Origin of the sequence: Nostoc sp., from assembly GCF_036917155.1 — a bacterium.
GTDB lineage: Bacteria > Cyanobacteriota > Cyanobacteriia > Cyanobacteriales > Nostocaceae > Nostoc.
This window is the reverse complement of the sequence record NZ_JBALDZ010000194.1, coordinates 35,539-49,877: the sequence shown is the minus strand read 5'-3', so window position 1 is coordinate 49,877 and position 14,339 is coordinate 35,539. Positions and strand designations below refer to the sequence as shown.

The following is a 14,339-nucleotide window of genomic DNA, read 5'->3' as shown; positions in this document are numbered from 1 at the left end:
GCTTGAGCGGACTTCGGCTATGAGCCAGGAAATTGATTTCCTGGCCGTTGTGGGCAAGCTTGTCAGCCTGAGTCTAGTCGGGGACTCGAAGTCCCCGACTAATAGCGAAAGTCCTCTGAAGAGGACTGAGGATTTAGGGGAGGGAATTTCTAGTCCGCTTGAGCGGACTTCGGCTATGAGCCAGGAAATTGATTTCCTGGCCGTTGTGGGCAAGCTTGTCAGCCTGAGTCTAGTCGGGGACTCGAAGTCCCTGGCGAGAGAGCAGGAAATCGCTGTTAGCGTTGGGCATGGGATTGGTATGGGTAATCGCGGACCAAGGGGACATACCGAGAGCGATCGCACTCTGGGAGCAATCCTTGGAAATACAACAGCAGATTGGCGATGTCAAAGGTAAAGCCACTACTCTGGCAAATATGGCTTATTGGGCAGGTGAAACTGGAGATAAACCTAAGCAATTAGAACTAAATCTGCAAGCTGTTTCAGCACTTACACAGGTTCGTGCATATAGTAATTTGGTAACAGTTTTGAGTAATTTAGGTGTAGCAGATGAAAGTAACGGTTTAGTTTACCTAGCTCAAGCAATCTGGTTGACGCTGAATATTCAAGCACCTTTAGGACAAACCATTAGACTTATCCGTGCTTTATATAATAGAGTTCCTCAAGGCGATGAACTAGAAGCTGTGCTAGGAGCAACGGCAATCTTCTTTTGCAGCCGCCGAGGTGAAGGTCATCCGCAGTTAAAGGAACTTCAGGAGGATAGTTTCAAAATTATATTAGGTGCGGCAAGTGCCCAAGGAATTGAAACACAGGAAGCGTTTGATACTTGGTATGTCCAGCAAATTGATCCAGAATATTTCCTCCCTCGACTCAATCAACGCCTAGAGGAAATAGTCGGCGATGGGTGGTTGTTTGACCGCAGTCAAGTTTCAGTGAGTGAATAAGGGGAAATGCGAGCGCACCGAGGGAACTCCATTTTTGCTGTGTTGCTGAATCTTTAATCTACAAAGCGCGATGTTTTCTCCGCGAGATGCTACCCGTAGCTTGCTTTTCCGTAAGAGTACGATGGGTTGTTCGGTGACGCATTTCTTACCCACCGCTATCTGAAATTAAGTCTCAAGATAGTGTGTACCTCACCATAAAAAACTTAAGCTTGGCTTATAAGTTTGGGGAAATAGTGATGAATAAAGAAACAGTTCCTAATCAAGCTGAAAAGTCGAATCCAGAAGGTGAGGCATCACAATTAAGTCCAGAGGTACTGGACAAAATCAAACACCCTCGGAGAATCGACGATGTTATCCGGGAGCAATCACCAGAAGAACGTAAAAGTAACCCAGCTTTAGTACCAGAAATGATTGACGATGTAAGTGATGATTGATTGGGTTTGCGAAAGAATAATGCAAAAGTTCATGCAGTAATTTGTTGTTATCCAGATCCCCGACTTCTTGAAGAAGTCGGAGATCTAAATCCAGTTTCATGAAGTGATATTCCGTAGTTGTTCACTCTCTCCTCATAAATGAGAGTTTGCCTTGTAAGTAAAAGATATTGTTTCACAGTTGGCTTACCCAGCAGAGTTTTAGGGTCTGAATGAATGTACTGTTGCCAGTCCATAGTTTATACTCCGATATAAAGACGCGATTCATCGCGTCTCTTGTCTTAACCGAACAGTATTGATTTCTAATCGCCAGGCATATTTATTTGCAAAGGTGAGATATTGTCATACATCTGCTTATGTTTGGCTAAAAGCTCTTGATATTTCTCATTTGTCTTTGCTTGTAACCACTTAGCTTTAAATATTGCTGCTGATTCCGCTTTCACGGGGTCTACTTCATAAGGAAGAATTTCTTTTTTGGTATCTGAAGTTTCGAAATTTTGTTTATATTTCCTGCCACTTTTATGATTAGCATAACGGCGAGAGCGAGTATAACCCATTTGGATAAACTTCCGTGCCATATCCGCACCAACAAAATCATCTTTATCTAAATAATCAAGAAACATCTCATAAATTTTTTCACTCGACTCTCTAGCAATCTCAGGAGTTTTAAACCGCCAGTAAGGAAGAATTTCTGATTTGTATGGTTCTACCAAAAGTACACCCTGCTCACCCTTGCCAACACGATAGAGTTCAGGATTTTGGCGAAAATCAATAACTTTAAAGTCTAAAGAATAATCAAAAGCCATGATAGATTTTTATTAAAAATAGTAAGCTTTAAGAAAAAAGTTCAACTTCTATCTTACTAAAGAGATTTTGTTCTACTATGCTATCCAGCACCCAATCCCTAAACAATGTCCTTGCGCCAGGAAATCTGCGTAAAGTGCATCATATTGCCCTCAACGTCCAGGATATGCAGGCTTCCCGCTATTTTTATGGCACAATCCTGGGTTTGCACGAACTCACAGGCGACGAAGTACCTGCAACTCTCGTGGAACTTGTCGCATCTGGGAAAGTAGCCAACTTCATCACCCCAGATGGTACAATTCTGGATTTATTTGGGGAACCCGATTTAACACCACCAAACCCAGATCCAGAAAAGACCTTCACCAGAGCCTACCATCTAGCTTTTGACATCGATCCGCAGTTATTCGATCGCGCGGTGACAGTAATCAGAGAAAATAAAATAGCGATCGCATACGGCCCAGTCACTCGTCCCACTGGTAGAGGAGTGTATTTTTACGATCCAGATGGCTTTATGATTGAAATTCGTTGCGATCCAGAAGCTAGTTAACTTAGGGGTAATCACAAAAGTATCTACTATGACCGCAAACCTCACGCAAATATTTCAAGTAATTGAAGACGCGATCGTAAAACCGCCAATTCCACACGAACCATACAAGCAATCATTGAAAGCTTGGGCGATGTATTGTTTGCGAGAGAAAGGTTTTATCGTCGTTTATGCTCAAAATGCCGACTTTGCTATTGAAAGAAAACGTGCAGAAAAGTTATATTTTAAAGTTTCAAATAGCGCCGATGATTTAGATAATTCTCTTAGCTGGATTGTTTGGGATAGTGCAACCAAAAGCGCCAGTCTCATTCCCCAAAAAATAGACTGATGCCAAAATAATCATCAAATGGACTGTTGGCTCAATTCCCAATCTCACACCAGGAGTTGATGCTTCATAAACTCCCAACCAAGTGATTGTATGACCATGTGGTTCAGCATGACTTTCAAAGCGTAATGGGGATGCCAAGTATACAACTCCTTCAATTAATTCTGCCTTTTGATGACGGGGCATTGCTTGATAGCGTCGTTCAAATTCGTAGCGAGTGAGGCGATCGCCATTTTCTAAAGGAGGAATTCGCTGTTTGAGTGATAGGTTGACCATGATTTTCTGCTCTGGCAAGGAGTCTTACTTTATTATATTTTTCTACAGACACACCGCCCAAGCTTTATTTTGTCAATAAATCGCTAGAATCAGGTTTCTCAAACACCATTAAATGCTGTTGAGGTAACAAGTTTTTAGTTTCACGCCAAACTAAACCAACAGCTTGCATTTCTTGGCGGACTTGCTTTTGAGTCATTTTGTGCAGACCTTTAATCATAATAAAGGGATTTTCACCCCGATACTCAACCAAAACCACTCGACCACCTGGTTTAAGTGCTTTCACAATTCCTTGCATCACTTCTTGGGGATACTCAAGTTCATGGTAAGCATCCACCATCAACGCCAAATCAATACTTTCAGATGATAAATTGGGGTCGCTAAGGGTTGGTAAAACAGGCTCAACATTGGTAATATTTTTCTCTTTTTTGAACAAATCAATGATTTCTAACATCTCTGGCTGAACATCTACAGCCAACACCTTACCTGCTGTTAATAGCGGCGCGATGCGAAAGCTGAAGTAACCTGTTCCAGCGCCAATATCTGCCACTACATCATTAGGTTTCAGATTGAGGGCGTTAACTACCTTATTTGGCTGTTCCTCTCCCTCTCGGCTGGGACGTTCTAGCCAGCCAGCGCTGGTGTATCCCATCACTTTGGCGATTTCGCGCCCCATGTAATATTTGCCGATACCATCTGGACTGTGGATGATCCGTTGTTCGTAAACAGTGGTGGATGAAGTCGCGGCTTGTGCTGTTAGGGTTGGATTCAGCAGCCAGCAACTCAACATCACAACAAGAGTTACGATAAAGTGGAGAAAATTTGACATTTGGTTATGACTGATCTAGATAGTTATAAGCAGCAACTAAGAGAATTTTATGGCAGTAGAACAACTTATGACCATGAAAAAGATACTCGCCATCCTCTAGAAGCCAAACTTCTACTTGAATTTGTTCCACTACATTCGGGACAGAAAATTCTTGATGTGGCAACTGGAACAGGTTTAGTTGCGATACCCGCATCTGAAAAAGTTGGTTCAGAGGGCTACGTGATTGGAATTGACATGACCCCTGGAATGTTGCATCAAGCAAGACAAAAGATTGCCGCAGCCAAATTACAAAATATTGAATTGCTCGAGGCTGATGCCGAATATTTCAACTTTAGTGATAGTAGTTTTGATGTTGTCTTTTGCTGTGAGGCAATTGTCCTTTTTCCTGATATCCTTGCGATTTTGCAAAAGTGGCATCGCTGCTTGAAAAGTGGAGGGTTTATAGCATTTACCTGTCCTCCCGAAACTGCTTTTATGGCATCTCTTCAGCAGAGTCTCTGCGCGAAAGTTTTGGGCGTATCACTACCACACATCCTAGAACCATTGGGGACTCCAGAAAAATGTCATGATTTGCTAAATCAGGCAGGTTTTAGAGATATCGAAATTAAGATTGAGCCATCAGGACGTTATCGACCTCTTAAGAATAACGGGTTATCTTGGACAGCAATTAATATTAATTTTAAAGGTAATCGCCTGTTGTCAACATTATCAGAAGAACAATTAAATCAGTTGCAAGTTGAGTACCAAACTGAAATTGAGAAACGAGCAACCGAGCAAGGTATTTGGGAAGACACTACAAAGCTTTTTGTTCGCGCCAGAAAATAGGTTGATGATCAAAACTTTACCCCTGACAACTTCGGGCGATCGCGCAGAATCATCTTGCCGTTAATACATACCCATCTCCAAAAATTAATTATGGGTTGCCCGAAATCCTTGGTAGGCACAATTCACGAATTGTAGCCCATCTCATTTTTACCAGATGTCTCAGGATAATGACAGTTTAATCTCATAGGCCGATGTGAAAGTAAACATTTTCAGGATTTACTTAAGCAACCCCTTTAAACCAACCTTTGGACATTATGCAAAACCTGTCCCTGATGTTAGTACCTGTACTCGCTGCACAGAAAGTAGCAGGTGACGGTGTAATTAAACCTCTCGGTCATCATGAGTTGCTGTTGGTGCTAATACAACTGTCACTGTTGCTTTTGGTAGCGCGGGGATTAGGTGAGTTGATGCGCCGGATTAACCTACCGCCTGTTGTTGGAGAATTACTGGCAGGTGTGTTGCTTGGTCCTTCTCTATTTGGCTTGCTCCTTCCAGATTTACAAGCACAAATCTTTCCCAAAAGTCAAGAACAATCTGATTTACTTTCGGTGATTTCTTGGTTGGGTGTGTTATTTTTGCTGATTGTGACTGGGTTGGAAACGGATCTCAAGCTGATTCTTCGTAAGGGTAAAACGGCTCTACTTATCTCACTGGGCGGAATTATTGTCCCCTTTATCAGCGGATTTGGATTGGGGTGGCTATTGCCAAATAGTTTTTTAGCCGACCCAGAAAAGCGGCTGGTATTCAGTCTATTTATCGCCACAGCAATGAGTATTTCAGCAGTCCCAGTGATTGCAAAAGTGCTGATGGACTTAAACCTGATTCGTCGTGACATTGGTCAAGTCACCTTAGCAGCTGGAATGACTGACGACACCATCGGCTGGATTTTACTTTCTGTGGTTTCAGGTCTAGCTAGTAGCGGCAAATTTGACTTTGGGACAATTTTCCATTCTGTGAGTGCGGCTATATTGTTTCTCGCGATCGCCTTCACAATCGGGCGTACTATTGTAGATCAGATTTTACGCTGGGTTGATGACTCCGTTGGTGGGATCGCCGCGAGTATCTCGGTTGTGCTGATTCTTTCGCTCTCGGCAGCAGCACTTACCCACGCATTAGGTTTAGAAGCAGCATTAGGTGCTTTCGTACTGGGGATTCTAGCAGGTCAATCCCGCCGCTTTAGCAATGAAGCCGGACACATGCTAGAAGTCTTCACAGTAGCCTTTCTAGCGCCAATTTTCTTTGCCTCAGCTGGCTTAAAAGTTAACTTGCTAACCTTGTTAGTCCCCCAAACATTGATATTTGGCTTAATTGTTCTCGCTGTCGCCTGTGTTGGCAAATTTACAGGTGCTTACATCGGTTCTCGCGTCGGCGGCTTGAGTCACTGGGAAGGTTTGGCGATGGGTTCGGGGATGAATGCTCGTGGGGCGATGGAAATTGTCGTTGCTACTATTGGTTTATCTTTGGGAGTGTTGAATCCCCAAATGTACTCGATTATTGTCATGGTAGCGATCGTCACTTCCTTAATGGCTCCGCCGCTTTTGCGCTGGTCTTTGTCAAAAGTAGTTATGGGTGAAGAAGAAGCTCGACGTTTGGAACAAGAAGAACAGGATAGCCGCAGCTTTATCAAACAGATTCAGCGTGTTTTAATCCCAACTAGTGGTGGCCCCAACATCCAACTGGCGGCGCAATTAGTCGGTTACATAGCTCACCAAAACTCGATAGAAGTTACCTCTCTATATGCCCTGAGTGATAAGCAACCTCAAAGCAGAGCCCGCCGAACGGAGGCAACCCAGGTTAAAGACACCGCCGCCGAGCAAGCTTTAGCTTCTGTTACTGAGGAAATGCAGCTACCGGCTGATACCAACCTGCAAACAAAAACGGAGTCTGGGCGTAATAAAGCCGAAGTAATTCTGAATGAAGCCAACAAAAATTATGACTTGATTGTATTAGGAGCTTCTGAACAGATCCGCCCCCAAAAAGCATTATTCAATTTGCTTGTTGATCGGGTTGTCCAAGAAGCGCCTTGTGCAACGATGGTGGTGAAGTCGCACTTACCCCAACCCAAAGGCGAGATATGCAAAATCCCTCAACAACAGCTGAAAAAGATTCTCGTGCCAACGGTGGGGACAGAATACAGCAAAAATGCCGTAGAGATGGCAAGTACGATCGCAGCTCAAACCGGGGCATTAGTGATGATTGTTAACGTGATTAATCTACCACAAGTTGAGTATATTCTTTATGAACAGCGATCGCTAAATCCAGTCAAGGAAATTGCCCATGATTTGCTCGAACAGCAAGCCGCAATTGGCCGTAATCTGGGCGCTGATGTCAAAACCTATATTCTTCAAGGAACCAGCCCCGAAAGGGAAATCCTCAAGTTTGCCCAAACCCAGGAAGTTGACCTAATTATTCTCGGAAGTAACATCCGCATGGTTACAGGTCGCGTTTTCTTCGGTCACAGAGTCGATGCAATTTTGAGTAAAGCCCATTGCCCAGTAGCGGTAATTACAGTGCCATAGGCGATGCCTTGACTTTGCTTGAATATATAGGACTTTTCGGGGTTTTCTGCATATTACCGATCAAAGGTGTATGTATGGGATTTAGACAAAAGAGAAACGGACTTTATGACAACTAAAACATTAGGACTCGAACAAAACCTCTACGACTATTTACTATCAGTTTCTCTGCGAGAACCGGAAATTTTAACCCGATTAAGACAGGAAACAGCCCAGTATCCAATAGGGAGAATGCAGATTGCTCCCGAACAAGGGCAGTTTTTGGCGTTGCTGGTGCAGTTGTTGGGAGCTAAGAAAACTTTGGATATTGGGGTATTTACAGGTTATAGTTCCCTGGTGGTCGCATTGGCGTTACCGGGGGACGGTAAGGTGGTAGCCTGTGAGATTAGTGAGAAATTTACAACGATCGCTCAACGCTATTGGCAGGAAGTTGGAGTGACGGATAAAATTCAACTGCATATTGCCCCAGCTTTGGAGACTTTGGATCGGCTACTAGCAACTGAAGAAGCGGAAACCTTTGATTTTGCTTTCATCGATGCAGATAAGAGCAACTATGATGGCTATTATGAGCGATCGCTGCAATTAGTGCGTCGGGGGGGATTGATTGCCATCGATAATGTCCTCTGGTCAGGCAGGGTTGCCGATCCCCAAGTGCAAGATAATAGAACTAAAAGAATTCGTGCCTTTAATCAAAAGCTGCATCAAGATGAGCGAGTTAGTCTAAGTTTAGTTGCGATCGCAGATGGTTTAACTCTGGCACTGAAGAAGTAATACTATGTAGAGTAGCCGCGATGTGAGGCTCAATTAATGCTTGATGTTTAACATCTTCTTCCGCAAATAATCGATATGCAGCACGAATCTCATTCCCGCCTTGCATGATATCCGGTAGACTCGCTTGTGGGTTAGCAGCTACACCCGCATTTCTCACAAGTTTGAAATGCAGAGGGGCAGAGGGGCAGAGGGGCAGAGGGGCAGAGGGGCAGAGGGGCAGAGGGGCAGAGGGGCGGAGGGGATTGAACTTGGCACATTGAACTCTCCTCTGCTCCCCTGCTCCCCTGCTCCCCTGCACAAGCACAGGCTTTGAGCATTGGTGAGAAATCCGGGTACAGCTGCTCCGACTGCGTGATCTTTATCTCGCCCAGCTCACCTATCCAAGAAAAAGACAAATTTTTCTGAGTAAAGTACTTTAATGAACATATTAAATTGTTTAAAACAGTAATAGTAAAACTAAAATTATGAGTTCGCCTTGTATATCATATATATTTCCATACTTGTCTGCAAATCATTAATAAAGTTAGCACACTATGAATATTTCACATGAAAACTTAATGGACATTTCCAATCAAGTAATTTAGGTGAAATTAGATAAGTAAGACGATTTTGGTTCATTTCCAACACTTTTAACAGTTATTTCTAGACAAGCTTGATGAAAAACGATACACCACAAGAATTGAACCCAGACCAAGAAATTGGGCGCTTGATTGATGAGGTAATGTCTTCATCTCTGACTGATGAACAGTACCGCAAAAAGATGCAGCGACGCAAAGAAGTGCAAGATAAGCGCATAGCAGAAGCTGTCCCAGAAAAAGGGTTAATTATTGTAAATACTGGTAACGGTAAGGGTAAAACTACTGCGGCTTTGGGGATGGTGTTACGATCGCTAGGTCATGGGTATAAAGTAGCGATCGTTCAATTCATCAAAGGTAGCTGGGAACCTTCTGAAAAAAGGGTTTTCAGCTATTGGGAAGACCAGATAGAATTTCACGCAATGGGCGAAGGCTTTACCTGGGAAACTCAAGACCGCGATCGCGATCTTGACAAAGCTAGCGCCGCTTGGGAAAAATCATTAGAATACATCCGCAACCCAGACTTTCATCTGGTATTGTTAGACGAAATCAATATCGCCCTCAAAATGGCTTACTTACCAGTAGAAGACGTTTTAGCGGGTTTGGCGCAAAAACCCGCTAACAAACACGTTATTCTCACAGGTAGAGGCGCACCACCTGCTTTAATTGAGCGTGCTGACTTAGTAACCGAAATGACTCTAGTTAAGCACCCTTTCCGCGATCAAGGTGTGAAAGCACAACCAGGAATTGAGTATTAAATCAGAATTCAGAATTCAGAATTGTTAAAAAACCAGGTTTCTGAATCTCTGTTGAGATTAGAAACCTGGTTTTTAATTCTCGTATGTCAAGAACTAATTGACAGATAAATTCCTTGTAGAGACGGCGATTTATCGCGTCTCTCTAACCTCGAAAGAAATACTAGGGTAGGATTTCGACCTGGAATTGAGAATAAGGATCAACGGTATCCTTTGCAGCTTCAATGGGATTTTGACCACCTGCACCGCCGTAATTAATACGACTTAGGAACTTACCAGTATCTGACTGTAAAGCAATTTTACCGCCGTCTAAAACTTTCACATTAAATTGAGAATAAGGATCAACGGTATCCTTTGCAGCTTCAATGGTATTTCTGCCATTTGATGTGTAATTAATGCGACTCAGATACTTACCTGTGTCTGCCTGTAAAGCGACTTTATTGCCATCTAAAACTGTCACCTTAAATTTAGAGTAAGGATCAATAGCATCTTTTGCAGCTTCAGCAGGATTTACGCTACCACGATTAATCCGACTCAAATACTTACCAGTATCCGATCGCAGGGCAATGGTGTCTCCTGTTTTGAGGCTAACTAAAGGAATAGATTGAGCAAAAGCATTGCTAGCAAAACCAAATACCAGAGAAACCACTAGTAAAACAGAAACAACAGGTTGTATAAAACCAGCAATAATTTTCTTGATGACAGACATATTCACATACCTCAGGAAAAAACTACAGAACCAAGTAGATTGTGACTCATGAAACTTCGGCAATCCGCAATTTCACTGCTCAAACATTGTTAAAAACAATGCTCCAATCGGTATTTGTTGGAACTGAATACAGTTTGACTATCCAAACCCAATATTGACAACCGAAGTTTAGGAACTTAAGAAAGAAGTTAAGAATTTATTACCCTCAATCACCAAAATCCTATCCCAGCAAGACTTTGCAATTCTGGCGATTTGATAAGTAATATGGTTGAATTCGCTTAACATCGGATAAAATTTTATATTTTGTACAAAATAACCAAAATTTTTCCTGGCAATAAAATTTTCTGTATATTTATTTACTTTATTTGTCAGTTTGGTAAGATACCAAAAATAGTTAATTTCGCTAGTCCATAAATGTATTGATAAATACAATAGGCTTGTGATGTGATGAATCGACAAAAACCCAGACGTAAACGTGGTGTAATTCTCACCACTGAAGGATTTCAGAAACTACACACGGCTAAATGTCAAGCAGAAAGTTGGGAAAACTCCGATCAACGTTACACTTTGGAACAACTCAGGTCACGTACTGGCTTAGATCCAGATACCCTGATGAAAGTATTTCGGTGTCAAATCGGAGTAGATAAGCAAAGCCTCAATTGCTGTTTTAAGGCTTTTAACCTACGACTGGAAGCAAGTGATTATCAATTACCTCCCATTGAAAATCCTACCCAAAATCTAGAATCCCCAACCCTAAATTGTATTGATTGGGACGATGCACCAGATGTATCTATCTTTTACGGACGCACAGCAGAATTGGCGACGCTGGAACAATGGATAATAGGCGATCGCTGTCGGTTAGTGACACTATTAGGTATGGGTGGAATCGGTAAAACTTGGCTATCGATGAAGTTGGCTACTCAAATTCAAGAACAATTTGAGTTTGTGATTTGGCGAACTCTCCGCAATGCGCCACCAGTCAAAGATATGCTAGCCCATCTGCTCCAAGTTTTATCAACCGATCCGTCAACTCATTTACCAGAAACGGTGGAAGGTCGAATTTCTCAGTTGATTAATTATTTCAAGAAACATCGTTGTCTGTTGATCTTAGATAATGCAGAGGCAATTTTAAAAGATGCTGCCGATAATGGTGATTATAGTTACCCTTGTCCAGAAAATGAAAATTATGGTCAATTTTTTAGACAAGTAGGAGAAACACTCCATCAAAGTTGCTTGATGCTAATAAGTCGGGAAAAGCCAAATCAAATTAGGCGAATGGAAGGGAAGAAATTACCCGTTCGCGTATTGCCATTACAAGGGTTACAGACACAAGAAATACAGGAAATATTTAATGCCAAGGGTTACTTTTGCGGTTCAAATATCGAGTGGAACAAGCTCATTGAACGCTATGAAGGCAATCCATTGGCATTAAATATCGTCTCTACTACCATTCAAGAGTTATTTGATGGCAGAATTGGCGAATTTCTCAAGCAGGATGTAGTAGTTTTTGGTGAGATTTACTATCTAGTCAAACAACATCTTAATCGGTTATCAAACGTGGAAAAGCAGATTACACACTGGCTAGCAATTAATTATCAGCCAGTTTCATTTTCAGAATTGCGATCGCAAATATCCACTTTAGTATCACCACAACAATTACTAGAGGTTTTGTCAGTTCTGCAAGAGCGATCGCTAGTTCATAAAAATGCTGCTCTTTTCTCTCTGTCGCCTATAGTCAGAGAATATATCAATAACCAATTAATCGAAAATAAAGTTAGCTACAAGATGAAATCTAAAAAGTATCAACAAAACGTTCCTCAGGTCATCCAGATCCAAAATTGACATCTTTCCACAGCTGCAAGCCGTGGGATTAAAAGCCTCTCTCCGAACAAGAGCTACGGTGTACACACAAGTCTTGAAATCCCACCTAAAACTCGGTTTCGTTGCCCTAGCCCTAAAATAAGGGGGAGAAATTGAGTTTCCAGTTGCCCAAAAGTGGGGTATTTATGGGGCTAAAAGGCTTGAAACCCTTGCTGAATATACTTGTGTGTACACCGTAGCCTTTATAAGGGGGGATTAAGGGGGGTAATTTGACTTGTATGTACACCGTAGCCTTATAAAGGGGAGGGAACTGGATTTCTTGTTTCCTGCTATCAAAACACTTTCAACCCAGTTAAGAGTTCCCTGTTCTCTACTAGACATCTCCAGAAATTAAATATGCGTTATCCAGAGTCCTTGTAGAGACGTAGCACTGCTACGTCTCTACATTCATTTTCACCAGATGTCTACTCCGGGATTTCTCACCAATGCTCAAAGCCTGTGCTTGTGCAGGGGAGCAGGGGAGCAGGGGAGCAGAGGAGAGTTCAATGTGCCAAGTTCAATCCCCTCCGCCCCTCTGCCCCTCTGCCCCTCTGCATTTCAAACTTGTGAGAAATGCGGGTACTGTATGTCTTACAGCAGATTTCAAGTTAGTGAGGTACACAAGCTAAGTCTGTTACCCAGGTATAAAGCGTGTTTTACTCCTGAATTCTGAATTCTGCTGTATTTGTTTACTTCTTATTCCAGAGATTTAAAAATGCTTGAGAGATGGCTGGGGTAATCTGACTTTGTAAGTGATTTAGTGCATCACGATGGTTTGCATTGTTGTCATCATAATAAGTAAAGAGATTCGTCAGCTTGACAATCTCAGGGTTTTGATCGTTTGTTCCCCTCCATTTGTTAGTAACTGTGTGTAAAACATCCTTGGGTAAATTTTGTTGTAAGTTATTTAACGCTGCAATGTAAGAAGGATTTTGAGGATTTTTTTTGAATTGAAAGCACAAATCTATCAGCTTGAGTTGTGACTGAGGCGGAGTTGGGGGCTTATCTGTGAGACTCGGTTGCTGTAGAATTTGACGCTGTTCAATAGTAGCAATACCATTTTCAGTTAAACCCTGAGATTTCTGAAATCTCTTGACTGCTGTATAAGTAGCTGGGCCATAAAAAGGCTTGTCGGGAGGAATTTCGGCATTGGTTGCAAAACCGTGAAACTTCAATCTATTCTGAAGCCCTTTGACTGTATCTTCCATTACAGTTCGAGTCTCGGCATCAGCATTCCCATTAACCGTAAGTCTTTGTGGGTACTGTTTCTGAAACTTTTTAATAGCTTCTTCAGTAGGATCATCTGTCAAGGAGTTGTTATTCCGCTTCCAGGGAGCAAATTTAGTGAGATCCGGCTTAGGATCAATCTCAGGAGCTAAATATCCCAGCCCAATCAATATATGACGGATGACTTCAGGGCTACTAACGGACATAGGTTTTGGTTCCTTTGCGATTAAACTACCATTTAATGTATCTTGGTTTACAAAAATTAGGTAAGTAGAAATAAATAAATCTAACATTTCTTGTTTGCAAGGTGTTCCAAAAGTTAGATGATGTGTGACGTTCAGCGTAGGCAACTACACACCGAGAAAAAGAAAGGGCGATCGCGATCGCTTCTTCTCAACTATTGATGATACTACGCGGTAGGGCAGCACAGCTGCGCTACCCTACCGCGAATCTGATCAAAATTAATGTGGTGGAGTACTAGCTAACTGACTGTCTGGCATTGACAACATATAAAAACTCATTGTCAATCGCTCATTTATGACCAGAAAAAAAAGCAAACTCTGATTAGATATTCCAGTGTTTACCGTAATGAAACAACAGGGTTAGTTCTGAAAAATATAAGTAATTATAAATCATTCCTGAAAATCTACCTTGATTCTCTCTGCTTTCTCTGGTTCTCTGCGGTAGCCTACATTAAGCCTCTCTGCATCTACATCATCAAAAATTATTTTTCATAAATTAAATTTGATTTCTATATAGCAATGCTATCTGATTTGTAAAAATCGCAAGGTTTAGAACCCCGATTTCTTAGAAAAGTCGGGGTTCTAATTAGATATCTCCAGAAATTAAATATGCGTTATCCAGAATCCTTGTAGAGACGTAGCAGTGCTACGTCTCTACATTCATTTTCACCAGATGTCTATTGTTTACGAATGATTTAGGATTGATATGTAT

15 protein-coding genes and 1 pseudogene are annotated in these 14,339 nt (G+C 42.0%); 10 read left to right on the top strand and 6 right to left on the bottom strand.

What is annotated here, in order from left to right; genetic code table 11:
- The 3 genes from V7K67_RS24935 to V7K67_RS24925 form a co-directional block, all read left to right on the top strand.
- Positions 1–394: hypothetical protein (locus tag V7K67_RS24935; protein ID WP_334729370.1), on the top strand; the 394-nt coding region annotated here is incomplete at its 5' end.
- The gene (locus tag V7K67_RS24930) at positions 357–941 is read left to right on the top strand and encodes a hypothetical protein (protein ID WP_334729371.1); all 585 of its coding nucleotides are present in this window, start codon (positions 357–359) and stop codon (positions 939–941) included. The genes V7K67_RS24935 and V7K67_RS24930, both read left to right, overlap by 38 nt.
- Before the next feature lie 236 nt (positions 942–1,177).
- Entirely contained in the window at positions 1,178–1,375 is a 198-nt protein-coding gene (locus V7K67_RS24925) for a hypothetical protein (protein WP_334729372.1), read from the top strand.
- Between the two features lie 299 nt (positions 1,376–1,674).
- Here the strand turns inward: V7K67_RS24925 and V7K67_RS24920 are convergent, their stop codons facing one another.
- Positions 1,675–2,178 (bottom strand): DUF4385 domain-containing protein, encoded by a 504-nt coding sequence (locus V7K67_RS24920; RefSeq protein ID WP_335168836.1) that lies wholly within the window; start codon positions 2,176–2,178, stop codon positions 1,675–1,677.
- A 77-nt stretch (positions 2,179–2,255) separates the two neighbouring features.
- Here V7K67_RS24920 and V7K67_RS24915 point away from each other — a divergent pair, with 77 nt between their 5' ends.
- Positions 2,256–2,723 carry a VOC family protein gene (locus V7K67_RS24915; protein WP_334729374.1) on the top strand — a complete coding sequence of 156 codons (468 nt, stop codon included), beginning with the start codon at positions 2,256–2,258 and terminating at the stop codon, positions 2,721–2,723.
- A gap of 28 nt (positions 2,724–2,751) precedes the next feature.
- Complete coding sequence (locus V7K67_RS24910; RefSeq protein WP_334710854.1) at positions 2,752–3,048, top strand: hypothetical protein; 297 nt, start codon at positions 2,752–2,754, stop codon at positions 3,046–3,048.
- A gap of 15 nt (positions 3,049–3,063) precedes the next feature.
- Here V7K67_RS24910 and V7K67_RS24905 read toward each other — a convergent pair.
- Positions 3,064–3,321, bottom strand: a pseudogene (locus V7K67_RS24905) (Uma2 family endonuclease); the annotation flags it as partial.
- Positions 3,322–3,385: 64 nt separating this feature from the next.
- Entirely contained in the window at positions 3,386–4,108 is a 723-nt protein-coding gene (locus V7K67_RS24900) for a class I SAM-dependent methyltransferase (protein WP_442943924.1), read from the bottom strand.
- A gap of 45 nt (positions 4,109–4,153) precedes the next feature.
- Between V7K67_RS24900 and V7K67_RS24895 the strand changes: the two genes are divergently transcribed.
- The 3 genes from V7K67_RS24895 to V7K67_RS24885 all read left to right on the top strand — a co-directional run bounded on the left by V7K67_RS24895 (position 4,154) and on the right by V7K67_RS24885 (position 8,259).
- Complete coding sequence (locus V7K67_RS24895; RefSeq protein WP_334729376.1) at positions 4,154–4,972, top strand: class I SAM-dependent methyltransferase; 819 nt, start codon at positions 4,154–4,156, stop codon at positions 4,970–4,972.
- A gap of 254 nt (positions 4,973–5,226) precedes the next feature.
- Positions 5,227–7,491 (top strand): cation:proton antiporter domain-containing protein, encoded by a 2,265-nt coding sequence (locus V7K67_RS24890; protein ID WP_335168832.1) that lies wholly within the window; start codon positions 5,227–5,229, stop codon positions 7,489–7,491.
- A 105-nt stretch (positions 7,492–7,596) separates the two neighbouring features.
- The gene (locus tag V7K67_RS24885) at positions 7,597–8,259 is read left to right on the top strand and encodes a class I SAM-dependent methyltransferase (protein ID WP_334729378.1); all 663 of its coding nucleotides are present in this window, start codon (positions 7,597–7,599) and stop codon (positions 8,257–8,259) included.
- Here V7K67_RS24885 and V7K67_RS24880 read toward each other — a convergent pair.
- A complete protein-coding gene (locus V7K67_RS24880) occupies positions 8,204–8,416 on the bottom strand; it encodes a transposase DNA-binding-containing protein (protein WP_334729379.1) in 213 nt (70 codons plus the stop codon). The genes V7K67_RS24885 and V7K67_RS24880 overlap by 56 nt on opposite strands.
- Positions 8,417–8,914: 498 nt before the next feature.
- On the opposite strand from V7K67_RS24880, the gene cobO reads away from it, so the two are divergent.
- Positions 8,915–9,592: a cob(I)yrinic acid a,c-diamide adenosyltransferase gene (gene cobO / locus V7K67_RS24875; RefSeq protein WP_334729380.1), complete on the top strand. Its 678-nt coding sequence runs from the start codon at positions 8,915–8,917 to the stop codon at positions 9,590–9,592.
- 160 nt (positions 9,593–9,752) lie between these two features.
- Here the strand turns inward: cobO and V7K67_RS24870 are convergent, their stop codons facing one another.
- A complete protein-coding gene (locus V7K67_RS24870) occupies positions 9,753–10,298 on the bottom strand; it encodes a fascin domain-containing protein (RefSeq protein WP_334729381.1) in 546 nt (181 codons plus the stop codon).
- A 447-nt stretch (positions 10,299–10,745) separates the two neighbouring features.
- Here V7K67_RS24870 and V7K67_RS24865 point away from each other — a divergent pair, with 447 nt between their 5' ends.
- Positions 10,746–12,140, top strand: a complete 1,395-nt coding sequence (locus V7K67_RS24865) for an NB-ARC domain-containing protein (protein WP_334729382.1) — start codon at positions 10,746–10,748, stop codon at positions 12,138–12,140.
- Between the two features lie 707 nt (positions 12,141–12,847).
- Here V7K67_RS24865 and V7K67_RS24860 read toward each other — a convergent pair.
- Positions 12,848–13,678 (bottom strand): peptidoglycan-binding domain-containing protein, encoded by an 831-nt coding sequence (locus V7K67_RS24860; protein WP_335168829.1) that lies wholly within the window; start codon positions 13,676–13,678, stop codon positions 12,848–12,850.
- Between the last annotated feature and the right edge of the window lie 661 nt (positions 13,679–14,339).